The 22,480-nt window shown below is 64.6% G+C and carries 22 protein-coding genes; 13 read left to right on the top strand and 9 right to left on the bottom strand.

Annotated elements, in window-relative coordinates; genetic code table 11:
• Window positions 1-31: 31 nt before the first annotated feature.
• The 8 genes from LK539_RS20955 (at window position 32) to LK539_RS20920 (ending at window position 5,887) form a co-directional block, all read left to right on the top strand.
• Window positions 32-946: a methyltransferase domain-containing protein gene (locus LK539_RS20955; RefSeq protein WP_227803005.1), complete on the top strand. Its 915-nt coding sequence runs from the start codon at window positions 32-34 to the stop codon at window positions 944-946.
• A 172-nt stretch (window positions 947-1,118) separates the two neighbouring features.
• A complete protein-coding gene (locus LK539_RS20950; RefSeq protein WP_227803004.1) occupies window positions 1,119-1,319 on the top strand; it encodes a hypothetical protein in 201 nt (66 codons plus the stop codon).
• 107 nt (window positions 1,320-1,426) lie between these two features.
• Complete coding sequence (locus LK539_RS20945; RefSeq protein ID WP_227803003.1) at window positions 1,427-1,654, top strand: DUF6139 family protein; 228 nt, start codon at window positions 1,427-1,429, stop codon at window positions 1,652-1,654.
• A 178-nt stretch (window positions 1,655-1,832) separates the two neighbouring features.
• Window positions 1,833-2,732: a lipid A hydroxylase LpxO gene (gene lpxO, locus LK539_RS20940; protein ID WP_227803002.1), complete on the top strand. Its 900-nt coding sequence runs from the start codon at window positions 1,833-1,835 to the stop codon at window positions 2,730-2,732.
• 45 nt (window positions 2,733-2,777) lie between these two features.
• Window positions 2,778-3,461 carry an alpha/beta hydrolase gene (locus LK539_RS20935; protein ID WP_227803001.1) on the top strand — a complete coding sequence of 228 codons (684 nt, stop codon included), beginning with the start codon at window positions 2,778-2,780 and terminating at the stop codon, window positions 3,459-3,461.
• Window positions 3,462-3,637: 176 nt separating this feature from the next.
• A complete protein-coding gene (locus tag LK539_RS20930) occupies window positions 3,638-4,270 on the top strand; it encodes a hypothetical protein (RefSeq protein ID WP_227803000.1) in 633 nt (210 codons plus the stop codon).
• A gap of 234 nt (window positions 4,271-4,504) precedes the next feature.
• On the top strand, window positions 4,505-5,104 hold the full coding sequence (wrbA, locus tag LK539_RS20925) for an NAD(P)H:quinone oxidoreductase (protein ID WP_227802999.1): 600 nt from the start codon (window positions 4,505-4,507) through the stop codon (window positions 5,102-5,104).
• Between the two features lie 84 nt (window positions 5,105-5,188).
• Window positions 5,189-5,887, top strand: a complete 699-nt coding sequence (locus tag LK539_RS20920) for a glutathione S-transferase N-terminal domain-containing protein (protein WP_227802998.1) — start codon at window positions 5,189-5,191, stop codon at window positions 5,885-5,887.
• Here the strand turns inward: LK539_RS20920 and LK539_RS20915 are convergent.
• On the bottom strand, window positions 5,871-7,202 hold the full coding sequence (locus LK539_RS20915) for a PEP-CTERM sorting domain-containing protein (protein WP_227802997.1): 1,332 nt from the start codon (window positions 7,200-7,202) through the stop codon (window positions 5,871-5,873). The two genes, LK539_RS20920 and LK539_RS20915, sit on opposite strands and share 17 nt — an antisense overlap.
• A gap of 222 nt (window positions 7,203-7,424) precedes the next feature.
• Here LK539_RS20915 and LK539_RS20910 point away from each other — a divergent pair, with 222 nt between their 5' ends.
• The gene (locus tag LK539_RS20910; RefSeq protein WP_227802996.1) at window positions 7,425-8,402 is read left to right on the top strand and encodes a tripartite tricarboxylate transporter substrate binding protein; all 978 of its coding nucleotides are present in this window, start codon (window positions 7,425-7,427) and stop codon (window positions 8,400-8,402) included.
• A 68-nt stretch (window positions 8,403-8,470) separates the two neighbouring features.
• Here LK539_RS20910 and LK539_RS20905 read toward each other — a convergent pair whose 3' ends face one another.
• Both LK539_RS20905 and LK539_RS20900 read right to left on the bottom strand, forming a co-directional pair.
• A complete protein-coding gene (locus tag LK539_RS20905) occupies window positions 8,471-10,441 on the bottom strand; it encodes a U32 family peptidase (RefSeq protein WP_227802995.1) in 1,971 nt (656 codons plus the stop codon).
• Between the two features lie 90 nt (window positions 10,442-10,531).
• Window positions 10,532-11,260 (bottom strand): siderophore-interacting protein, encoded by a 729-nt coding sequence (locus LK539_RS20900; protein WP_227802994.1) that lies wholly within the window; start codon window positions 11,258-11,260, stop codon window positions 10,532-10,534.
• 84 nt (window positions 11,261-11,344) lie between these two features.
• On the opposite strand from LK539_RS20900, the gene LK539_RS20895 reads away from it, so the two are divergent.
• Window positions 11,345-11,788, top strand: coding sequence for a MarR family transcriptional regulator (locus LK539_RS20895; RefSeq protein WP_227802993.1), 444 nt, complete (start codon window positions 11,345-11,347; stop codon window positions 11,786-11,788).
• Here LK539_RS20895 and LK539_RS20890 read toward each other — a convergent pair.
• The 4 genes from LK539_RS20890 to LK539_RS20875 all read right to left on the bottom strand — a co-directional run bounded on the left by LK539_RS20890 (window position 11,752) and on the right by LK539_RS20875 (window position 15,749).
• Window positions 11,752-12,303, bottom strand: a complete 552-nt coding sequence (locus LK539_RS20890; protein WP_227802992.1) for a putative glycolipid-binding domain-containing protein — start codon at window positions 12,301-12,303, stop codon at window positions 11,752-11,754. The two genes, LK539_RS20895 and LK539_RS20890, sit on opposite strands and share 37 nt — an antisense overlap.
• Window positions 12,304-12,368: 65 nt before the next feature.
• Window positions 12,369-12,566, bottom strand: coding sequence for a hypothetical protein (locus LK539_RS20885; RefSeq protein ID WP_227802991.1), 198 nt, complete (start codon window positions 12,564-12,566; stop codon window positions 12,369-12,371).
• A gap of 197 nt (window positions 12,567-12,763) precedes the next feature.
• Window positions 12,764-13,723: a chemotaxis protein gene (locus tag LK539_RS20880; RefSeq protein WP_227802990.1), complete on the bottom strand. Its 960-nt coding sequence runs from the start codon at window positions 13,721-13,723 to the stop codon at window positions 12,764-12,766.
• A gap of 139 nt (window positions 13,724-13,862) precedes the next feature.
• On the bottom strand, window positions 13,863-15,749 hold the full coding sequence (locus tag LK539_RS20875) for an AI-2E family transporter (RefSeq protein WP_227802989.1): 1,887 nt from the start codon (window positions 15,747-15,749) through the stop codon (window positions 13,863-13,865).
• Window positions 15,750-15,955: 206 nt separating this feature from the next.
• Between LK539_RS20875 and LK539_RS20870 the strand changes: the two genes are divergently transcribed.
• Together LK539_RS20870 and LK539_RS20865 are read left to right on the top strand one after the other, a co-directional pair.
• A complete protein-coding gene (locus LK539_RS20870) occupies window positions 15,956-16,516 on the top strand; it encodes a sigma-70 family RNA polymerase sigma factor (protein WP_227802988.1) in 561 nt (186 codons plus the stop codon).
• Window positions 16,513-17,223 (top strand): anti-sigma factor domain-containing protein, encoded by a 711-nt coding sequence (locus tag LK539_RS20865; protein WP_227802987.1) that lies wholly within the window; start codon window positions 16,513-16,515, stop codon window positions 17,221-17,223. Before LK539_RS20870 ends, LK539_RS20865 begins: the two co-directional genes overlap by 4 nt.
• Before the next feature lie 18 nt (window positions 17,224-17,241).
• Here the strand turns inward: LK539_RS20865 and LK539_RS20860 are convergent, their stop codons facing one another.
• Window positions 17,242-18,882 carry a DUF4394 domain-containing protein gene (locus LK539_RS20860; RefSeq protein ID WP_227802986.1) on the bottom strand — a complete coding sequence of 547 codons (1,641 nt, stop codon included), beginning with the start codon at window positions 18,880-18,882 and terminating at the stop codon, window positions 17,242-17,244.
• Between the two features lie 210 nt (window positions 18,883-19,092).
• Window positions 19,093-19,944, bottom strand: a complete 852-nt coding sequence (locus LK539_RS20855) for a flagellin (protein WP_227802985.1) — start codon at window positions 19,942-19,944, stop codon at window positions 19,093-19,095.
• Window positions 19,945-20,264: 320 nt separating this feature from the next.
• Between LK539_RS20855 and LK539_RS20850 the strand changes: the two genes are divergently transcribed.
• Complete coding sequence (locus LK539_RS20850) at window positions 20,265-22,460, top strand: OsmC domain/YcaO domain-containing protein (RefSeq protein ID WP_227802984.1); 2,196 nt, start codon at window positions 20,265-20,267, stop codon at window positions 22,458-22,460.
• The last annotated feature ends 20 nt before the right edge of the window (window positions 22,461-22,480 follow it).

Below are 22,480 nucleotides of genomic sequence, written 5' to 3'. Positions count from 1 at the left end.
TCACTGTACAACTTGTACGTCGAGGATACCGATGCTGAACGAACGCGAAATCGAAAGCTGCTACCTGGGGCAGTTCATTCCAGTCCACTACCATCACAACATGCTGATGGACCAGAACCGGATGCATAGCTTCAAGTCTGCCATCCATTACGCGGTGAAACCTGGCGCCAAGGTGTTGGAACTGGGCGGCGGGACGGGTGTCCTGTCCTTCTTCGCAGCCCAGCAGGCGGCCAAGGTCTACTGCGTCGAATTCAATCCCGACATGGTGCGCGAGGCGCGCAAGTTCCTGGCGGTGAACCCCAACGGCCACAAGGTCGAGGTGATCCACGCCGACGCCTTCGACTACCTGCCGCCGGAGCCGGTGGACGTCGTGATCTGCGAAATGATCCACGTCGCTATGCTGCGCGAGAAGCAGGTCGAAGTGATCGAATCCTTCAAGCGCCGCTACCTGGCCAAGTTCGGCGGCCCGCTGCCGGTGTTCCTGCCGGAAGCCGTGATCATGGCGGCCCAGCCGATCCAGCAGGAATACGATTTCGAGGGTTTCTACGCCCCGATCGTCCAGTTCCAGGAAACCGGCGTGGTCTACCCGGGCACCGTCGAGCTCGGCCAGCCGGCCGTGTACAGCCTGATCGACTTCAGCCAGCCGGTCGACAATGTGTTCGCCTGGGAAGGCGGCATCGTGGCGGAGAAGAGCGGCACGCTGAATGCGATGCGCTTCATCACCAAGAACGTGCTGGCGATCGTGCAGGAAGAGTCGAACACGATCGACTGGCTGAACCACTACATGACACTGCCGCTGGCTCAGCCGGTGAAGGTGGAGGCGGGCGACCTGGTGCACGTGGCCTTCCAGTACCGCGCGGGCGGGTCGATTCCGTCGCTGCAGGCTTCGCTGCGGGCGCAGGTCGTGAACCAGCGCGTCACGGAACAGGTCGCTGCCTTCGCCTGATTCCCTTCGCAGGGTGGGGTAAGCAGGGCCAGTGGCCCCGCTTACGAGCCGCCTACCCTGCAAATTCTTCCATTTACCCCGCCTTTTGCCCCGTCCGTCGCACACGGATTGTCGCTCCCATCCCGGTAACTTACAGTTCTCCTACCCCTTACCACCCAAAGGAACGAGAACAATGTTAGGTTTCCTGCTATGGTTGCTGCTGCTGTTCCTGTGCTGGCCCATCGCCCTGCTGGCCTTGGTGCTGTACCCGCTGGTGTGGCTGCTTCTGCTGCCGTTCCGGCTGCTCGGTGTCGGCGTCGAGGCCGTGTTCGAACTGTTGCGCGCCATTGTGATGTTGCCCGCGCGCATACTCGGGGCATCGCCCGGCCGCTGAGTGCGCGGCTGAGTGTGGGTCAATTAACAGACGACAGCGCCTTAATCTTTTCTACTGTGGGTGCCCGCTTTCATCGGGAAAGCGGGCTTTGACTTGAGGAAACGACTATGCGCTTGGATATTTACCGCAGACCAGAAAACGACGGCAAACTGTCCTACCTGGCGGTGCCGGAAGCACGCAACATCCCTGAAGAAGCCACCAACACCGACTGGGAAATCGAAGTCCGTGCCATCGAGGTGGCGGACGATGCCGACGAACTGGAAGACTACGACCTGCAGAACGTGGCCGGCCAGATCAGCGAAAAAGGGTATGCGATCACCTCGGTCCAGCACTGAGTTTCCCTGAGTCCGGCTTGCGCGCCGGACTGACGTATCGACCCCGCGCCGGCGCGCGCACCGCGCTTAGCCGGCGCAACATGGTTCCACCGAATAACGACCCCGCCTTCGACGGCTGAGTGGCCGTTGTGGTATCCTGCGTCCCTTATCAGGCAAGCCAGCAAGGACGGAGGAAGTAATGAAGTGGTTAGTGGTCGGATTCTATATCCTGTCGATCCTGCATATCCACTTCCGCGGCCGCGTGCGCCTGCCTTTCCGTCGCCAGCTGTTCGACCACTCGTCGTTCATGGCGCCGATCAACATCTTCATGCACAAGTTCTCGAAGGTCCCGAGCACGCCCTTCATCCCGGTAAGCGAATTCCCGGAACTGGCGAAGCTGCAGGAGAACTGGCCGATCATCCGCGCCGAAGCCGAAAACCTGCTGGCCCTCAAGAAAATCAAGGCCGCCGAGCAGAACGACGACGCCGGTTTCAATTCCTTCTTCAAGAACGGCTGGAAGCGCTTCTACCTGAAATGGTATGACGCCAGCCATCCATCGGCCGAGCGCCTGTGCCCGCAGACCTATGCGCTGCTGCAGGCGATCCCCTCGGTCAAGGCCGCGATGTTCGCCGAGTTGCCGCCGGGCGGCAAGCTGAACCCGCACCGCGATCCCTTCGCCGGCTCGATGCGCTACCACCTGGGCCTGGCCACGCCGAACGACGACCGCTGCTTCATCGAAGTCGACGGCGAACGCCACAGCTGGCGCGACGGCCAGGGCGTCGTGTTCGACGAGACCTTCATCCACTGGGCCATCAACGGCAGCGAGAGCGACCGCGTGATCCTGTTCTGCGACGTCGAGCGCCCGATGCGCTACCGCTGGATGGGTGCCTTCAACCGCTGGTTCGGCCGCACCGTGATGACCGCCGCCGCCTCGCCCAACGAGACGGGCGACCAGGTCGGCCTGGTGAGCAAGCTGTTCCGCATCTCCTTCTACATGGGCCAGTACCGCCGCCGCTTCAAGGCCTGGAACAAGACCGCTTACAACATCACGCGTGTGCTACTGGTGATCGCGCTGGCCGCCTTCATCTACTGGATCTGACCGGGTAAGGCCCGCCTTCCCGGACCACCCGTCCGAGGAGGCCCCATGTCCGCCGATGCACGCCTGGAGGCGCGCCCCGCGCCCGTCAATTCCGTCTTTCCCCCTGATTCCCCGACCGGCCTGCACAAACTGGCAGTCGGCGGCACCCGCGACAGCTACGTCTTCGTTTCCAGCCAATACAAGCTCGAGACGCCAGCCCCGCTGGTCCTGCTGCTGCATGGCGCCGGCGGCCATGCCCATGATGGCCTGCGCGTGCTGCTGCACTTGGCTGACCAGGCCGGCCTGATCCTTGTGGCGCCAGCCTCGAACCGCAATACCTGGGACATCATCGCCGGGCGCAGCTACGGGCCGGATCGCGACCTGGCCGACCGCGCACTGACTGACGTGTTCACGCGTTATCACGTCGATGCCACACGGCTGGCGGTGGGCGGCTTCTCGGATGGCGCCTCGTATGCACTGTCACTGGGGCTGGCCAATGGCGACCTGTTCAGCCACATCCTGGCCTTTTCGCCCGGCTTCATCGGTCCGCTCCAGGCGCGCGGTGAGCCGAAGGTGTTCATTTCGCATGGCACGGAAGATCCCATCCTGCCGATCGACCCTTGCAGCCGCCGCATCGTGCGCCAGTTGCGCGACGCCGGCTATCCGCTGCGCTACGAAGAGTTCGTCGGCGAGCACGTGATTCCAGCGGAAATTGCGGAAGCGGCGCTGGCCTGGCTATCTGAAGGCTAGATACCCTGATCAAATCGCTTACTTGCAAACGAAGCAATAAGCGCCGTACACTGGACCTTGCAATTGGCCTGGTGCGGCCAAGAGAGGACCTCAAGGGCGGATGGTTATCGCCGCATCCGATGGACGGTGAAGGGCGCTTTACTGCCTCCACTGTTGAAACCATGCATACACGACCAATGCTCGACCTTCCAGCGCCCGATATACTGAAACGCGTTATGCAGTCTCTTGCAATGCTGGATGCAATTGTCGAAGAGGAATGTGAGTACCGGTACTTTTCGTTCGATGCCAGCTGGTCGCCCGATGCACAGATGGGTTCGATGCGTAATGGCCAAGGCGACGACTTGTTTGCTGTTTTCGACCCTGCCGGGTGTTTTATTCGAGGCTTCGATCACGAATCGGCAATGTCGCCATGGGCTTCGAATTCTGCGAAAGTCTGGCCGGGTGTCCTGGAAGATGTCCCGCGCCAGTTCTCGTCCTCATTGACGGAGCCGGCGTTTCATATGGACGATACGACGTTTTGCATCTGGTTCCCGGCAGGCGATCAGGCTTGGCGTCAAGGCGCGATCGCGTACCCTTTGACGAGCGATCCAGATGGGGCGTTATGGATGCTTTCGTACTACAGGGGTGGGCCTCAAACCTACCACGACTTTGCGCAGCACTACTACGAAGTCGACATTCCCGTCGAGGCCATTGCACGGGTCTACAAGCACGAGCCCCTTTCTCCGGCCCTGATCGAAGCGCTGGGGTCAAGCCGCCGCTTCGATCAGCTCGCCGTAGAAGGGTCCGCGATCGGTTATCCGACTGCCTGACCCGTCCCGATCTTGCGTCCGTGGCGGGACATTTCCAGACGCACGTAGCCCTTGGCCCTGGCATAGCAGGTACGCGACGGCCTTGGCGGATGCTGCTATGGCCGAAGTGGTCATTCCCGACAAACTCTGGTCCCTCTTTGCAGCTGGTTTCCCTGCGCATCGTCCTCGCGCGTGCCGCAAAATCGGCGACCGCAGCAGAATAGGGCTTTTGCCAATCACTACAGGGAGGAAGGCATGTCGAAAGTCCTGGTTCTGTATTACTCCACCTACGGCCACATCGAGCAGATGGCGAATGCCGTCGCGGAAGGCGCGCGTACCACCGGCGCCACGGTGGATGTGAAACGCGTGCCGGAAACGGTGCCGGAGGAGATCGCCAAGAACGCCCACTTCAAGCTGCAGCAGGATGCGCCGATCGCGACCGTGAACGAACTGCCGGACTACGACGCCATCATCATCGGCGCGCCAACCCGCTACGGCCGCATGCCGGCCCAGATGGCGGCCTTCCTCGACCAGACCGGCGGCCTGTGGGCGCGCGGCGCCCTGAACGGCAAGGTGGGCGGCGCCTTCACCTCGACGGCAACCCAGCACGGCGGCCAGGAAACGACGCTGTTCTCGATCATCACCAACCTGCTGCACTTCGGCATGACCGTGGTCGGCCTGCCGTACAGCTATGCAGGCCAGATGTCGCTCGACGAGATCGTCGGCGGCAGCCCCTATGGCGCCTCGACCATCGCGGGCGGCCAGGGCCAGCGCCAGCCGAGCGAGATCGAACTGGGCGGCGCACGCCACCAGGGTGAACTGATCGCACGGACCGCCAACAAGCTGTTCGGCTAAGAAGCGCTAAAAGCGGGCCGCTTCCGGCAGGCGCGTGGGAAGTTTGCTATCGTTGGCAGTCCATCAATCCTCGTGGACGACACCATGCCAGACCTCAGCGCTTTCGACATCACTGCCAAGTGGCCCGCACAGCATCCTGACCGCATCCAGCTGTACTCGCTGCCCACGCCGAACGGGGTGAAGGCCTCGATCATGCTGGAAGAGACCGGTTTGCCCTACGAGGCGCACAAGGTCAGCTTCGAGACGAACGACCAGATGTCGCCGGCCTTCCTTTCGCTCAACCCGAACAACAAGATTCCCGCCATCCTCGATCCGAACGGACCGGGCGGCAAGCCGCTGCCGCTGTTCGAATCCGGCGCGATCCTGATCTACCTGGCCGAGAAGAGCGGCAAGTTCCTCCCGAACGACCCGGCCGGGCGCTACGCCGCGATCCAGTGGCTGATGTTCCAGATGGGCGGGATCGGGCCGATGTTCGGCCAGCTCGGCTTCTTCCACAAGTTCGCCGGCCGCGAGCTTGAGGACAAGCGCCCGCGCGACCGCTATGTGAGCGAGTCAAAACGCCTGCTCGGCGTGCTCGAAGGCCAGCTGGCAAGGCATCGGTGGGTGGCGGGCGAGGAGTACAGCATCGCGGACATCGCGATCTTCCCTTGGGTGAACAACCTGGTCGGTTTCTACGACGCGGGCGAACTCGTGGGCTTTCAGGATTTCCCGCGCGTGCAGGCCGCGCTCGAGGCCTTCCGCGCGCGTCCGGCCGTTGCTGCCGGACTCAAGATTCCCGCTTGAAGCGGGCGCGCCGGCGCAGGCCCAGCATCGAGGCCAGCGCGCCGGCGAGCAGCCAGGCGCTGCCGGGTTCCGGCACGGTGTTGGGCGCCTTCGGTTCCTGCTCGACGTTTTCGAGCGGAGGCGCCGGCGTGAGCGGCGGTTGCGGGATCAAGGGGCCGGTCTCTGGTCCGGTCGGCGGAAACAGCGGGCCATTGCCGGCCGGCGGGGTCGGCACCGGATTGCCCGGCTGCGGCAGTGGCTCGGGCGTGAACACCGGCAGCGGATCCGGCTCCGGCGACGTACCCGGCACGGGCACGGTGCCGGGGTCGCCGGTCACTGGCGGCAGGCCCGTCGGCGGCTGTCCGGCGCCGGTTTCGGGAATCCCGGGCGATGTGACGACGTCGGTGCCGGCGCCTGGTGCAGAGACGGGTTCGCCGCCGCCTGACGTGGGCTGCGACCCGGACGAGCCGCCGCTGCTGCTCTCGCTGCCGCCGGAACCAGTGGGTGTAGTGGTGGGGGCCGGCGTCGCGGCCGGCCGCGGGCGGCTGCCCATGCTGCTGGACGAGCCTGCCATGCCCATCGCGGTGCTCATCGCGGAAGCGGGCGAGAAGGTGCTGCTTGCGAGCATGCTGTCCGGCGCCGTCGCACCCGGCGCCGCGCCGCCGCCGCCACCGCCGCCGAGGCGGCCGGGCGAGCGCTGGCCCGTGTGGCGTGGAATGCCGCCGCCGCCGGCCGTCGACACCGGCAGGCCGTCCGGGCCGAGCGCGTATTCTTCGTCTTCATCGAGCTCGACTGCATTGTCGAGTTCATCCATGGCGGGCTGGTGGGCTTCCACCGGGTACTGGGCCACGTCCGAAATCCGGTTCGCGCAACGTGCCCGCATTTCACTGCGTCCGTCCGACAGCAAGGTCTCGCCCGGCGCCAGCATGACCTTGTGGGCAGTCCAGTAGACCTGTCCACCCTTGCGATAGGACACGTGCACCGCGCGCGGCTTCTGGACCACGACCGGGCGCGCCTGGTCGACGTCGAAAGTAGCGTAATGGCTTGCCACCACCCGATCGGTGCGGATCACGCGCGCCAGTTCGGTCTTGCCGGACACGCCGCCGGGCACCACGGAATAGGGATAGACGCGGCGCACGCCGCGCACGCTCTGCACGCCATCTGTCGACGCCAGCAGGGAAGATGCCTGAACGGCGGAAGCGATCGGGTCCGGTTTCCACGTCAGCATGAACATCGCCGTCGCGCCGAGCAAGCCGGCGGCAGCCATCACAGCCATGCGCTTGTGCAGGCGGGCGCGTGACAGCAGGCGGCGGCTGTAGGGGTAACTGCGGTCCATGTTCGTGGAAAAGTAGGAGAGTTCCTACAGCGTAGTTCATTTCTATTAATAAATCTAGATTTCCTTTGCGAAAATTGACGAGAGTGTTGTAATTACCCTGGGCGGATGCGGTTCGAGGCTCAATTCGCGCAAATAACGCCTACGTAGTAGCCGCTGTGTTGCCGAGGGCCGAATAGGATACACTGTCGCTCAATGCCAATTCACTAACAAAGGATGGAGACTATGCGACGACTCTTCGGCACCAAACAATTTGCCTTTGCACTGGCGGCATCGGTGATGTCCATCAGCGCGCTGGCGCAGGGCTGGCCAAGCTCGACGGTGACGGTGGTGGTTCCGTGGCCGCCGGGCGGCCCGTCGGACATCGCGGCGCGCCCAATGGCCAAGGGCCTGACCCAGGGGCTGGGACAATCGTTCGTGATCGACAACCGCGCGGGCGGCGGCGGCAACATCGGCACCGCAGCGGTGACGCGCGCCAAGCCGGACGGCACGACCCTCCTGATCACCTCGAGCGCACCGATCGTGATCAACCCGAGTCTGTACAAGAACATGAACTTCGACCCGCTGAAGGACCTGGCGCCGGTCACCAATCTGCTGCGCGTGCCGCTGGTGCTGGTCGCCCACCCATCGGTGCCGGCCAAGAACCTGAAGGAACTGATGGCCTACATCCAGTCGAAGAAGGGCCAGTTCTCATACGGCTCCTCGGGCAACGGTACGCCCCAGCACCTGACCAGCGAACTGTTCGCCAGCGTGACCAAGCTCGAGATGACTCACGTGCCCTATAAAGGCTCGGCGCCGGCGATCTCCGACCTGCTGGGCGGCCATATCCCCGTGATGTTCGACAGCACCATCGCGATCATGCCGCACATCAAGAGCGGCAAGGTCAAGCCGATCGCGATCTCGAGCGCCAAGCGCTCGCCGCTGCTGCCGGATGTGCCGACCTTCGCCGAGGCGGGCCTGCCGCAGATCGAGTCGTACGCCTGGTACGGCATGTTCGCACCGGCCAAGACCCCGAAAGATGTGGTCGCCAAGATCAATGCGGAAGCGATCAAGGTCATGAAGCAGCCGGAATTCCAGAAGGTGCTGGCCGATACCGGCTCGGACTTCGTGGGCGATACGCCTGAGAACTTCGGCAAGTTCGTCGCGGCCGAGCACGCGCGCTGGGGCAAAGTGGTCAAGCAAAGCGGCGCGACCGTCGACTGACATTCGCCGCCCAATGAAAAACGCCGCCTCGGGCAACCGGGCGGCGTTTTTTATCGTCTTCTCAAGACTCAGGCACGCGGGCGCTGCTTGTGGAAGACCAGTGGGCTGTAGGGGACGGCCGAAGGCGGCGGCTGCTTGAGGATGTTGTCCTTCATCGCACCCACCACGTGCATCTCGCAGGGCTTGCAGTCGAAGCGCAGGGTATAGCGCTCGTTGCCGCTGACCAGGGTCATCGGCTCGGCCTTGACCTGGCCCTGCACGCCCTGCACACCCTTGGCCTGCTTCGGGCACAGGTTGAAGGAGAAGCGCAGGCAGTGCTTGGTGATCATCAGGGACACCTCGCCCGGCTCTTCGTGCGCCTCGTAAGCGGCGTCGATCAGCTGCACGCCGTGCTTGTGATAGAAGGCGCGCGCCTTGTCATTATAGACGTTGGCCAGATAGCTCAGCTGCTGTTCCGGGTAGATCGCCGGCGGCTCGGCGGGCGCCTTGCGCTCCGGACGGTCCCATGCGGCCAGGCGCGCCGCTTCGTGCGCGGCGATGGCGTCGCGGCGCAGCGCATTGATCGCGCTGGCGGCCACGAACCAGGGCTGCGACAGTTGCAGCTCCACCGCGCCGGCCTCGAACATCGTGTTGCCCAGCTTGGCGATGTTGGTGCGCAACGCGCTGTCCGCCTGCGCCGCCTGCTGGGCCGGCTGCAGGGCGATGTCGGCGCCGGTCACGGTCTGGATGCCGTCTTCATCGACCAGGGTGAGGCGCAGGCCGCCCGGCTGCTCGCCGAGCACGATGTCGACGCGCACCTTGCGCTCGGACGACTTCTTGCTCAGCGCCGATTCCCACTGGTGGTCGCGGTTCCGGTGAACGATGGTGCCGACCTTCAGGCCAGCCAGGCTCTTCACCATTTCGTTCGGGAACACGCGCCAGCGCTGGGTGTCCTCGTCTTCGCCCAGCTTCTCCACCGTGTTGGCCTGGATGCCGACCGTGTCGCGCTTGTTCATGTAGTTCAGGCCGTCGCCATTGGCCATGGCCGCATTCGTCGCCAGCTCGATGAAATCCGGACCGATGCGCGTCACGGTGCCCAGCTCGACGCCGATGTACTTCGGCGAGTCGAAAGCGCCGATGTCGTCCTGGCGGCCGAGCGCGAAGTAATCGGTATGGCCGCGGTGGAAGTTCTTGTCGACGTCCGGGGTGAACAGCACACGAGTCGAACCGCTGGCGGCGCGCGCGAATTCCGGACGGCGCTCGAGCAGTTCGTCGAGCAGCAGGCGGTAGTGGGCGGTGATGTTCTTCACGTAGCCCATGTCCTTGTAGCGGCCTTCGATCTTGAAGGAGCGGATGCCGGCGTCGACCAGGGCTTCCAGGTTGCGGCTCTGGTCGTTGTCCTTCATCGACAGCAGGTGCTTTTCGTAGGCTACCACGCGGCCCTGGCCGTCGCTCAGGGTGTAGGGCAGGCGGCAGGCCTGCGAGCAGTCGCCGCGGTTAGCGCTGCGGCCGGTATCGGCGTGCGAGATATAGCACTGGCCCGAGAAGGCCACGCACAGGGCGCCGTGCACGAAGTATTCGAGCGGGGTGTCGACTTCGGCCTTGATCTTGCGGATCTGCTCGACCGTGAGTTCGCGCGCCAGCACCAGCTGCGAGAAGCCGACGTCGCCAAGAAAACGCGCCTTTTCCACCGTGCGGATGTCGCACTGGGTGCTGGCGTGCAGCTGGATCGGCGGCAGGTCCATTTCGAGCAGGCCCATGTCCTGGATGATCAGGGCGTCCACGCCTGCTTCGTACAGCTGCCAGATCTGCTTGCGCGCGAGCTCGAGCTCGCTGTCGTGCATGATCGTGTTCATGGTCACGAAGATGCGCGAGCGGTAGCGGTGCGCGAACTCGACCAGGCTGGCGATGTCTTCCAGCGGATTGCTGGCGTTGTGGCGCGCGCCGAAGGCGGGGCCGCCGATGTACACCGCATCGGCGCCGTGGAGGATGGCCTCGCGGCCGATCTCGGCGGTTTTGGCGGGCGACAGCAGTTCAAGCTGGTGGTCGAGCAGTGACATGGCGGGATCCTTGATGCGAAGGCCGAAATTATAGCCAGATCAAGGCCTTAAGTCATTGCCTGGGTAGCAGCATCGCTGCTTTTTGACCCTTTACTCCAGATTCTCGTGGTGGTCGGCCACGCCCTGCTTCCAGTAAGCGGACACCCGCATGGCTTCTTTGGCAATGCCTTTCCCGTCGCCGAGCAGAGACCGGACCTGCTTGGCCGTCGCGGCTTCGCCGGCAAACCACGCGAACCCCTCACCGGGCGGCAGCGCCAGGTGGCGCAAAGTGGCGAGCAGGCTCTGGTCGTCCTCGACCCAGGTGAGATCCAGTTGCGCCTGGGTCGGCAGCGGCAGGCGATCGGCTCCGCCGGCGGCCGCGACCACAATCGCGCGGCTGCCGGGCGGCAGTTCGGCAAGGCGGCGCCGGATGGCGGGCAGGGCGCTGCGGTCGCCCGCCAGCAGGTACCAGTCGTACTCCATCGGAATGATCATCGACCCGCGCGGGCCGCCGATGACGGCCTGCTGGCCGACCGCCGCGCTTTTCGCCCAGTCGGACGCGCCGCCGCCTTCGTGGAGGGCGAATTCGAGGGTCAGCTCGCGCTTGTCGGCGTCGTACCACAGCGGCGTGTAGTCGCGCCGCAGCTGCTTGCCCTCGATCTCGAACATGAACTTGACGTGGTCATCGAAAGACGCGGAGACGAAGCCTTCCAGTGCCTCGCCCTGGAAGCTGATGGCGAGAAAACTGTCGCCCAGCGGGTCGACGCGGCTGACCGCTACGTCGCGAATGCGCAGTTCGTGGCGCACACGCTGTACGCCCTTGCGGTTTGGCTGTTCCATGTTGGTCCAAATTGGTTGATAATGTCACCTATTATGGAAAATTTAGTTGATGATGTCAACCATCCGCCTGCGGGCGGAGACGGTGTGTTCGAGGCGATCCACGAGATCATGCATCTGTTCCGGGCGCAGCAATACCGCTCCTTGCGGGCGACCGAGCACGAGCTGAGCCATATGGAAAACCGGGCGCTCGGCTATATCGCGCGCCATCCCGGCGCGACTCAGCGCGACCTGGCCGAACGTTCGGGGCGCGACAAGGCCCAGGTGACGCGGCTGGTGCAGGGGCTGCGCGAAAAGGGCCTGGTCGAGGTGCGTGCGGACGAGCTCGATCGCCGCAGCACGCGCCTGCATCTCACGCCGGCGGGCGCGGTGGTATACGCGGAGGTGCGCCGCCACGGCGAGCAGCTGGCGGCGCAGGCGCTGGCCGGGCTGGACGGGACTGAGCGCGCCCAGCTGGAGGCCCTGCTGGGCCGGGTCGAGGAGCGGCTGCGCGCTCAGGGCGCATTGACCCGGGTGAACAGCGAAGGGTAGTGCAGCACCAGGCCGTCGGCGTCGAGCTCGAGCTCGGCCTGGAATTCGCCGATCGGTCCCTCGTACAGGCAGCGCCCGTCGGCCAGGCGCGTATAGGCCTGATCAAGGCGCCGCACCTCGAGCGAGGGGACGGCGACCCAGGCGACTGCGATGCCGGTGCGCTGGTGCAGCGCCTCGCCGAGGCGACGGATCGGGAGGGTATTCGTAAACGGAGTGGCGGCGAGGTCGACATCGATGCAGCCGTCGAGTCGGGGCAAGGCGCGGCCGTCGCTGTCGCGCCAGTGGCCGTCGCCGTCGCTGGTGAGCACCAGGAAACGGCCGCCGGCGGTGTGCACTTCGAGCGAGCGCACGCGCCAGCCGGTATCGCAGCAGATCCGGTAGCTGCAGCCGAATGGGCCGTCGCCGCGGTCGCCGATCACGACGCCGTCGGCGACGATCACGTCCTCGCGGTGATCCAGGATCAGGTGTTCGAGCCCGATGCCCTCCGTGGGGCGCCAACGGTAGCTGCGCTGCATGGCGATTCCTCGTTCCAGCAGCTACGGTAGCACGCCGCGCGCCGGCGCGCAGCGCGTTTCAGAGGTCAATCGTTGCGGGGATAGCGGCGCCGTTCGATGCGCCGGCGTTGCTCGGGCTGGTCGAGCGCGCGCAGCAGGATGTCGCGCGGGATGTGGCAGTTGTCCAGGTAATCGAGCGCGAAGCGCAGGCCCCGGGTTTCCGCCAGGAAGAAGGCATACTCGGCTGTCACTGCGGTATCGTCGTCGCGTCGTCGTTGCGCCATGGTTCGCTCTCTGCGGAGGAGACCCCCGCGTGTCCGGTCGGCGGAAGTCGCCCTCCGCCTGGCAGGTACCCCCGATTGCGTACCGGCTTGTTGTCAATAGTATATCGACTGCCGGCGCGCACACGGGTGATTGTGTTAGCGTTTGTTACATCACAACGGATTCCGTGCGCGCCGGGTTGACGCGAGCGTGCGCCGCCTTACTGGCGCAGGACGCGGCGGATCGTGGTCGCCAGGTCTTCGGCCGAGAACTTCGCCACGTAGGCGTCGGCCTGGACGTTCTTGACATGTTCTTCGTTCGTGGTGCCCGACAGCGAGGAATGGATGATCACCGGCAGGCCGGAAAAGCGCGCGCTCTTCTTGATGTGGCGGGTCAGGGTGAAGCCGTCCATTTCCGGCATCTCGAGGTCGGTCAGCACCAGGGCGACCTTGTCGTGCACCGACTTGCCTTCGGCTTCGGCGGTGCTGGCGATGCTGTTGAGCTGGTCCCAGGCTTCCTTGCCGCTCTTGGCCATGATGAAGGGCAGGCCCATGGCTTCGAAGCCCTGTTCGATCAGCGCGCGGGCAACCACCGAATCGTCGGCCGCCAGCACGACCGAGCCCGGTTTGATCTGGATCTTCGAGCCGACCGTCTGCTGGTTGATCTCGGGACCGGAATCCGGGTTCATGTCGCGCAGGATGGTCTCGACGTCGAGCACCTGGGCCAGGCGGCCCGGCTGGCCGTTTTCTTCCGGCAGGCGTGCGATGCTGGTGACCATGCCGCTGGCGGCGGTGCGCTCGGCCGACATCACCTGGTTCCAGTCCAGGCGCACGATTTCCTCGACGCTTTCGACGGCAAACGCCTGGGTGGTGCGGGCGAATTCCGTCACCAGCATGATGTTCAGGCCGGTCTTGGGCTTGACGCCGGCGATCGCCGGCAGGTCCAGCACCTGGATGATCTGGCCGCGCAGGTTGACCACGCCCAGCACGTGCGGCATCGAGCCGGCCACGGCGGTGATTTCGGGCATGGCCACGATTTCGCGGATCTTGAATACGTTGATGCCGAACAGTTCGCTGCGCTCGCCGTTTTCATCGCCGCCAAGGCGGAACAGGAGCAGTTCGAACTTGTTGTTGCTGGTGAGGTTGCTGCGCTCGTCGACTTCTTGTTGAACCGATTTCATATTCCGCCGTTATAAAAGTAATGCCGATAGGAAAGCATTTTACGTGCGAAACATCATGAACCGTAAAGACTGGGGCAAAAAGCCGTGATTTTTCACACTAGCAAGGCGGAAAAACAACAAATTTGACGATTTCGAACGATCAACGCACAAGCTCCGGGGTAGCGGTCGTTTTCGCCGGCGCGCTACGGTCCGGCGCCACAAAGGCGAGGCCTTCTTCAAACGAGCGCAGGATCATGTCGACATAGGCCTCGACCAGCGCCCGCTTGGGTAGCTGCTCGTCATACGGCAGCAGCACGGTCACCATCAGCGCTTCCGGCAGGTCGTGGCGCAGCTCGGCGACGGCCGCGCGCCAGGCATCGAAGTTGTCCTGGCGCGGGTAGGTGATGAAAACCGTGGACACCAGTTCCGGGGTGCTGCCCTCAGGTCGTTCCAGTGGGGTGCCCACCACCAGGCTGCGGGCGTCGACGTCGCCCTCGCGCAGTGCGCGCACCAGCAGTTCGGTCAGGAATTCGTCGCGCTCCGAGGGCAGGCCGGCGCACAGCACGATCGAGCCGTGCGGTACGTCGAGCGAGCCCTGCCAGCGGCCGAAACGCGCCTCGCGCATCTGGCGCAGGTGGGCGCCGATGTTGGCGTCTAGCAGCGGCACCGGTTTGCGCCGGTTGCGCGCACCGCCGTCCGAGGCACAGGCCACGGTTTCCGCGATGTTGGCGATCACCGCGCGCATGCGCGTTTCCTGGGCCTTGTCGATGGTGCCGGTGCCGAGGTCGGACACCGCCATGCGCAGGCCCGGCAGCAGCACGTGGTCGCAATAGCGCGCGAAGCTGTAGCGGCGCACGTAGGCGCGCGCGTCCTTGGTCAGCTCGTCGGCCTCGCCGGCCAGCACGCGCTGGTGGAAGCGCTCGGCGTCCGACATGTTGGGCGCGTCGCCCAGCAGGATCGTGATCGGCGCCAGCGCCCGCACGTGGCGCCCGGCCACCACCAGGCACAGGGTCAGCGGGGTCGACAGCAGCAGGCCGACCGGGCCCCACAGCGCACCCCAGAACAGGGCCGAGACGATCACCGCCAGCGGCGAGAGCCCGGAACTGTGGCCATACACCTTGGGTTCAATGAAGTTGGCCAGCACCAGCTCGAAAGCAAGGAAGATCGCCATGCAGGTGACGGCCAGCGACCAGCCGGGATCGATCGCCGCCACGAACACGGCGATGATGGCGCCGGCCAGCAGCACGCCCAGGTAGGGCACGAAGCGCAGCGCGCCGGAGAGCACGCCCCACAGCACCGCATGCGGGATTCCCGCCAGCCACAAGGACAGGCCAATCACCACCCCGAAGGTGGCGTTGACGATGAACTGCGAGAAGAAGAAGCGCGACACGCCCTGCGCCGCGTCGCCCAGGGTGCGGATGGTGCGGCTCACCTCGGCCTGGCCCGCCAGGCGCACCAGGCGGTCGCGCAGCGAACCCTGTTCGAGCAGGATGAAGACCAGCAGGATCAGCACCACGCCGGCCTCGCCGATCGGCCCCCACACCAGGTTGATGACGCGCCCCAGCGTGTCCTTCATGGTGCGCGGCGTGCGCACTTCCACCGGCAGCGGCTGGTTCGGATTGACCACCAGATTGCCGCGCCGGACGCGCGCGGCCTCGACCGCCGGCACCGGCGCCACGGCGCTCAGCTCCTGCTCGATGCGGGTGATCGGGCGCTCCACCAGTTCGCGCACCTTGGCCACCTTGGTCTTGATCGCGGCCCGGTACTGCGGCAGGTCGCGCGTGATCGTCACCAGCTGGTCGAACAGCACCGCGCCGACCCCGCCGACGGCGGTCGCGACCAGGGCCACCGACAGCAGCACGGCCGGCATGCGCGCCAGGCCGACCCGGGTCATGCTGCGCACCAGCGGAGCCAGCACCAGGCTCAGGATCAGCGCGAGCGCCAGCGGCTCGAGTACTTCACGACCGAAATACAGCAGGGCGACGACGCAGGTGGCGCTGACGACGGTACCGGCCGTCATGCGCAGGGAAGGTGGCTGGAGATTCATGCAGGACGTTGGTCGGGGAGAGAATTGAGAACCGGGTATGTATAAAGGAAAAAACCGTATTCGCCAAGTGCAATAGGCGGCGAAACGCCTGCGGCACTGGCGTCACCAGCCAGAACGAGCTGGTCCGTAAGTTATATGCTTGTGTTACATTGGCATGATAGCAACAAAACCGACATTGGAGTGCCCATGAGCCAGGCAGGTGCGGCGTGAACGCTGTGGCCGAATTCGACTATGAAGCAGCCCTCGCGGCGTGCGCGCGCGGCGACCAGCTGGCGCTGCGCCGGATCTACGACCAGGACAGCCGCCGCCTGCTGGGCGTGGCGCTGCGCATCGTGCGCCACCGGCAGATTGCCGAAGAAGTGCTGCACGATGCTTTCCTGAATATCTGGACCCGCGCCGCAACTTTCGATCCGGCGCGCGGCGCCGGTCGTGGCTGGATCTACAGCGTGGTGCGCAACCAGGCCCTGAGCCTGGTGCGCAGCGGCGAACGCGAGGTCGCGGTGGAAGACAGCATGCTGGAGGAGCTGGATGCGGGCACCCTTGGGCTGGCAGGCGGACTCGACGAGACGATCGCACTGCGCCAGGATATTGGCCGTCTGCACGACTGCCTGGTCGGGCTCGATGCCGGCAAGCGCAACAGCATCCTGTATGCCTATATCGACGGCTGCTCGCACAGCGAGATCGCCGAGCGCCTGCAGTCGCCCCTCGGCACCGTCAAGGCCTGGATCAAGCGCGGCTTGTCGGCATTAAGGGAGTGCATGGGATGAACAGTCCGAGCAAGGAAGATCCACAGGACCTGGCCGGGCAATACGTGCTGGGGACCTTGTCCGCCGAAAGCCGGCGCGCCGTCGAGCAGGCGCTGCCGCGGGATGCGGCGCTGCGGGCCGCCGTGCAGGCATGGGAGGCCCGGCTGTTGCCGCTGACGGGGTTGGTGGAGCCGGAAGAACCCTCGTCCCAACTGTGGCCTCGTATCGCGCGTTCGGTAGCGGCCCACGCCGGTGGCAAGGCCGGGCGCAGTGCGCCACGGGCGCGCTGGTGGGACAGCCTGGCGCTCTGGCGCGTCGTCGCCGCAACCGGCGTCGCGGCGGCAATCGTCCTGGCGACCGTTCCACTGCAGCCGACGCCGGCGCCACCCGCACGCTACATGGTGGTGCTTGCCGCGCCCGGGAACATGGCGCCGGGCTGGATACTGCAGTCGGTGGATGAGGGGCGCCTGCGTCTGCAGCCGCTGCGGGCGGACGCGGTGCCGGCCGCGCGCGCGCTGCAGCTCTGGACCAAGGCCGACGGCTGGTCCGGCCCGGTGTCGCTCGGCCTGGTCGAACCGGGCAAGACCGTCGAGGTCCCGCTCGGAAAGCTGCCCCCGCTGCAACCGAACCAGCTGTTCGAGATCACGCTCGAACCGCCGGCCGGCTCGCCGCTCGGCCGGCCGACCGGTCCGATCCTGTTCATCGGGCGCGCCGTCAAGATGACCTAGGACCGGCGCGCCGCCCGGTCAGCGCAGCGAAATCGCGATGTCGCGCAGTCCGAGGCCCGCGCCTGCGACCGAGGTCGCGGGCGCCGCACTGCCGGCGACAAGCGTCGCCGCACCGCTTGCCAAATCGATCCGGTACAGCGAGGACGGACCGCCTGCCGTGGTGCGCAGCGCGGCGAGCGCGATGCCATTGGCGCCGCCCGCAATGTCGAAGGCCGCATCGCCCGCTACCGCCACGCCGAGCATGCCGACATTCGCCAGCGTGCCCTCATTCGGCGGATTTTGCAGCGCCAGGCTGTCGCTGTCGGTATCGATGTCGAACAGCTGGGTCGCGGTGGCTGACGGGATGCTGTTGGTGTAGGCGGCAGCTGTCACGACAGGCGCAGCGCCTGCCCGGTTGATCGCGCCATCGGTCGTGGTGGCGCCGGTGTCGACGTTGATGCGCAGGCTCTGGCCGCGGTCGCTGATCACGCGCAGCCGGTCCGCCACCGGGTTGAAGTCGACCGCGAACATGCTGCCGACGATGCCGGCAAACGGCAGCGTGGTATCGGCAGGATCGGCGGCCAGCGTGGCCTTGACCGTGGTGACGCCGGTGGCCGCGTCGATGGTCACGATGCGCGCGGCGGAGGTGATTCCATATAACAGGCCGTCGCGCGGACGGATATCGAAGCCCACGACGGTTTCGTTCGCATTCAGTCCGGCGAGCCCGATATCGGCAGTCAAGACGTTGGGCGAGGCTGGACGGAAGGCGACGATACGGCCGGCATCGGTCAGGGCAAGCACCACCGGCGCCGGTCCCGCGCGCAAGGCCAGGCCGCGCGCGTCTTCGCTCAGGGCCAGCGCGCCGGCCGAGGTTGCGGCGTTGGCGGTTGCGCCGAGGTTGACAGTGTAGAGGGTCCGGGTGCCGCCCGCGTTGACCACGACGTAGCCCATGTTGGTGCGGGCGTCGATGTCGAAGCCGTTGGCCGCGCCTGCATCCAGGCCGAGGCTCACAGGGGTCGCCAGCGTGCCGTCATTCGGAGGATTCTGCACGTACAGGGTGTCGGTCGCGCTGTCCAGCGCGTACAGCGTGGTGCTGGTCGTGCCGGCAAAGGAATTGGTATAGGCGGACGCCGTGATCGTGCTGCCAGCCGCTCCGCCATTGATGCTTCCGTCCGTGGTGGTGGCGCCGGTGTCGACGTTGATGCGCAGGCTCTGGCCCGTGTTGCTGACGACGCGCAGGCGGTCTGCGACCGGATTGAAGTCGACGCCGAACTCGCTGCCGCCAAGGGCGGTATATGGGGCCGTGGTGTCGGCCGCGTCGGCGCTCAGGGTGGCCTTCAGGCTTGCCGCGCCGGTTTCCGGATTCAGGATATAAATGCGGCCGCTGCTGCCGACGCCGTACAACTGGCCGTCGGCGGGGCGGTAATCGATCCCGACCAGGTTTTCACCCGCCTGCAGGCCGGTCACCGCCGCCGAAGTGCGGGCCGTGCCCGGCGTATCGCGATTGAAGGACACCAGACGGTTGCCGGTCGTGAGCACGACCAAATCTCCTGCAGTCACGGCGATGGGCGGCGGCGTGGTCACGGGGACGCTTGCCACCGGATCGTCGTCGCCGCCGCAGCCGGCCAGGACGAAGGCGAGAGTGGAAGCCAGAAGAAGCCCGGGGATACGTTTGTTCATGGTCAGTTCCTGTCGTAGAGGTTGAATGGATGCCGTAACCATTACCGTCGCAGCCGGATGTAGCCGAAACGGGGTGGATACGCGCTCTACGCTGCCCGAACGTATTTGGATGCACTTTCGCTAAATATTTTTTGGCATGTCGCTACTGCATAACGAAAAAAGCCAGTCCCGCGGGACTGGCTTTCAGGGTGGAGCGGGAACTGAATCTGATTACTGCAGCAGGGACATGACCATCGAGGACATGCTGTTCGACTGCTTCAGCATCGCGGTGCCGGCTTGCAGCAGCATCTGGTTCGAGGTCATGTTCGCGCTTTCGGTCGCGAAGTCCACGTCCATGATCAGGCCGGTAGCAGCCTTGCTGTTGGTGCTGATGTTGGACAGGTTGTTGTACACGTGCTCGAGGCGGTTGGCGGCAGCGCCCAGGCCCGAACGCACCTTGTTCACCGAGTTCAGCGCGGTTTCCAGCGAAGCGATGGTGGCGTTGGCGCTCGAGGTCAGTTCGGTGCCGGTGGTGGTGCTGGTGTAGTTGGCGGTGGCGGTGCTCACGTCCGACGCCATCTGGGTCATGTCAGCCGACAGGTCGACAGCCATGGTTTCGCTCGACGAAGCGCCGATCTGGAAGGTCATCGACGAAGCGACGGTGCCGCCGACCAGCAGCTTGGTGCCGCCGAAGGTGGTGTTCTGCAGGACGTTCTTCAGTTCCAAGCCCAGTGCGTCGAATTCCGACTGCATGGCTTTCTTGTCGTCGTCGGTCGACGAAGCGTCAGCGGCCTGGGTTGCCAGATCCTTCATACGGACCAGCATGTTGCCGACTTCGTCCAGCGCGCCTTCGGCGGTCTGCAGCATCGAGGTCGAGTTCTGGGTGTTGCGCATGGCGACGGCCATACCCGAGGTTTGCGCTTTCAGGCGCGAAGCGATCTGCAGGCCGGCAGCGTCGTCCATTGCCGAGTTGATGCGATAACCGGTCGACAGACGGGTCATCGAGGTCGACAGCGAGTTCTGGGTACGGTTGATCGAGGTCTGGGCGGACAGTGCGGCGTTGTTAGTGTGGAGGCTCAGCATGGTGTCTATTCCATTAAGGGGTTGTTCTGGTGGCGAGCGTCTGACTCGCGCTCACTGGTACAAGGCGACCCGAGCGCCGGCTTCATTAAGTGCCGTACGGAAATTTTTTTAAAAATTCTGAGAAGTTGTCGGACACATCATGGAAATGCGCCTTTTTATATGGTTTCACCATAGTTCTCGAGAAAGAACATGCCGATTTTGCGCAGTTGCAGGCGGAAGTCGGCCAGTCGGGACAAACGGCAGCCGGCGCTGCGCCTTTCGGGTTCGGACGAAAGCAAGGATAATGGCGGGTCATTCACAGAGCACTGGTTGGAACCCCTATGGAAATCAAGGTCAATTTTCTCGACAAGCTTCGTCTGGAAGCCAAATTCGACGACTTCACGGTCATCGCGGACCAGCCGATCCGCTACAAGGGCGACGGTTCGGCCCCGGGGCCCTTTGACTATTTCCTGGCCTCGTCCGCCTTGTGCGCCGCCTATTTTGTAAAGCTGTACTGCTCGACCAGGGATATTCCGACCGAAAACATCCGCCTGTCGCAGAATAATATTGTCGATCCGGAAAACCGCTACAAGCAGATCTTCAAGATCCAGGTCGAGCTGCCGGCCGATATTTCGGAAAAGGACCGCCAGGGCATCCTGCGTTCGATCGACCGTTGCACCGTCAAGAAGGTCGTGCAGACCGGGCCCGAATTCGTGATCGAGGAAGTCGAGAACATCGATGCCGACGCCCAAGGCCTGCTGCTGGCCAGCCCGGATGCCTCGCACAGTACTTATATCCAGGGCAAGGACCTGCCGCTCGAGCAGACCATCGCCAATATGTCGAAGGTGCTGGCCGACCTGGGCATCAAGATCGAGATCGCTTCCTGGCGCAACATCGTGCCGAACGTGTGGTCGCTGCATATCCGCGACGCCCATTCGCCGATGTGCTTCACCAACGGCAAAGGATCGACCAAGGAAAGCGCGCTGGCCTCCGCCCTGGGCGAATACATCGAGCGCATCAACTGCAATCACTTCTACGCCGGCGCATTCTGGGGCGAGGAATTTGCCGGGGCGCCCTTTGTCCATTATCCGAACGAGCGCTGGTTCAAGCCGGGCAAGAAGGATGCGCTGCCGGGCGACATCCTCGACGCTTACACCCGCGAGATCTACGATCCGGAGCGCGAACTGCGCGCTTCGCACCTGGTCGACACCAATTCCGGCAACAGCGAGCGTGGCATCTGTTCGCTGCCCTTCGTGCGCCAGTCCGACGGCGAAACCGTGTACTTCCCGGTCAATCTGGTCGAGAACCTGTTTGTCAGCAACGGCATGAGCGCCGGGAACACCCTGGCCGAAGCGCAGGTGCAGTGCCTGTCGGAGATTTTCGAGCGGGCGGTCAAGCGCGAAATCCTCGAAGGCGAGATCGCCTTGCCTGACGTGCCGCAGGAAGTGCTGGACAAATATCCTGGCATCGTCGCGGGCATCAAGGGCCTGGAAGAGCAGGGTTTCCCGGTACTGGTCAAGGACGCCTCGCTGGGCGGCAGCTATCCGGTGATGTGCGTGACCCTGATGAACCCGCGCACGGGCGGCGTGTTCGCTTCCTTTGGTGCGCACCCGAGCTTCCAGGTCGCACTCGAGCGCAGCCTGACCGAACTGCTGCAGGGCCGCAGTTTCGAAGGCCTGAACGATCTGCCGCGCCCGACCTTCGCCAGCGAAGCCGTGACGGAGCCGTATAACTTCGTCGAGCACTTCATCGATTCCAGTGGCATCGTGTCCTGGCGCTTCTTTAGCGCCAGATCCGAGTACGAGTTCGTGGAATGGGATTTCTCGGGCCAAGGCGAAAATTCGAACGCCCAGGAAGCGGCCGCCCTGTTCGGCATCCTGGAAGAGATGGGCAAGGAGGCCTACATGGCGGTGTACGAGGATCTGGGCGCCACCGCATGCCGGATCCTGGTGCCGGGCTATTCCGAAATCTACCCGGTCGAGGACCTCATCTGGGACAACACCAACAAGGCGCTGCTGTTCCGCAGCGATATCCTCAACATTCATGGCCTGGATGAAGAGCGGCTGGAGGCCCTGCTGGAACGCCTGGAGAACAACGAGCTCGACGAATACGGCGACGTCGCCACCCTGATCGGCATCGAATTCGACGAGAACACGGTCTGGGGGCAATTGACGGTCCTGGAACTCAAGCTTCTGATCCGCCTCGCCCTGGGCGACCTCGAGGACGCGCAGGAACTGGTGGGCGCCTTCCTGCAGTACAACGACAATACGGTCGAGCGCGGCTTGTTCTACCAGGCCGTGAGCGCGGTGCTGGAAGTGGAGCTGGACGACGAAATGGAACTGGACGACTACATCGTCAATTTCCGCCGCATGTTCGGCGACGAGCGCATGGATGCGGTGGTCGGCTCGGTGGACGGCAGCGTGCGCTTCTACGGCCTGACGCCAACCAGCATGAAGCTCGAAGGCCTCGAGCGCCACGCGCGTTTGCTCGACAGCTACCGCAAACTGCACGCGGCGCGCGCCAAAGCTGCACGCTGAGACACGCGCCGCATCGAGGA

It is taken from the genome of Massilia sp. IC2-476 (genome assembly GCF_020707295.1).
GTDB lineage: Bacteria > Pseudomonadota > Gammaproteobacteria > Burkholderiales > Burkholderiaceae_D > Telluria.
This window is presented reverse-complemented; position numbering and strand designations above follow the sequence as displayed.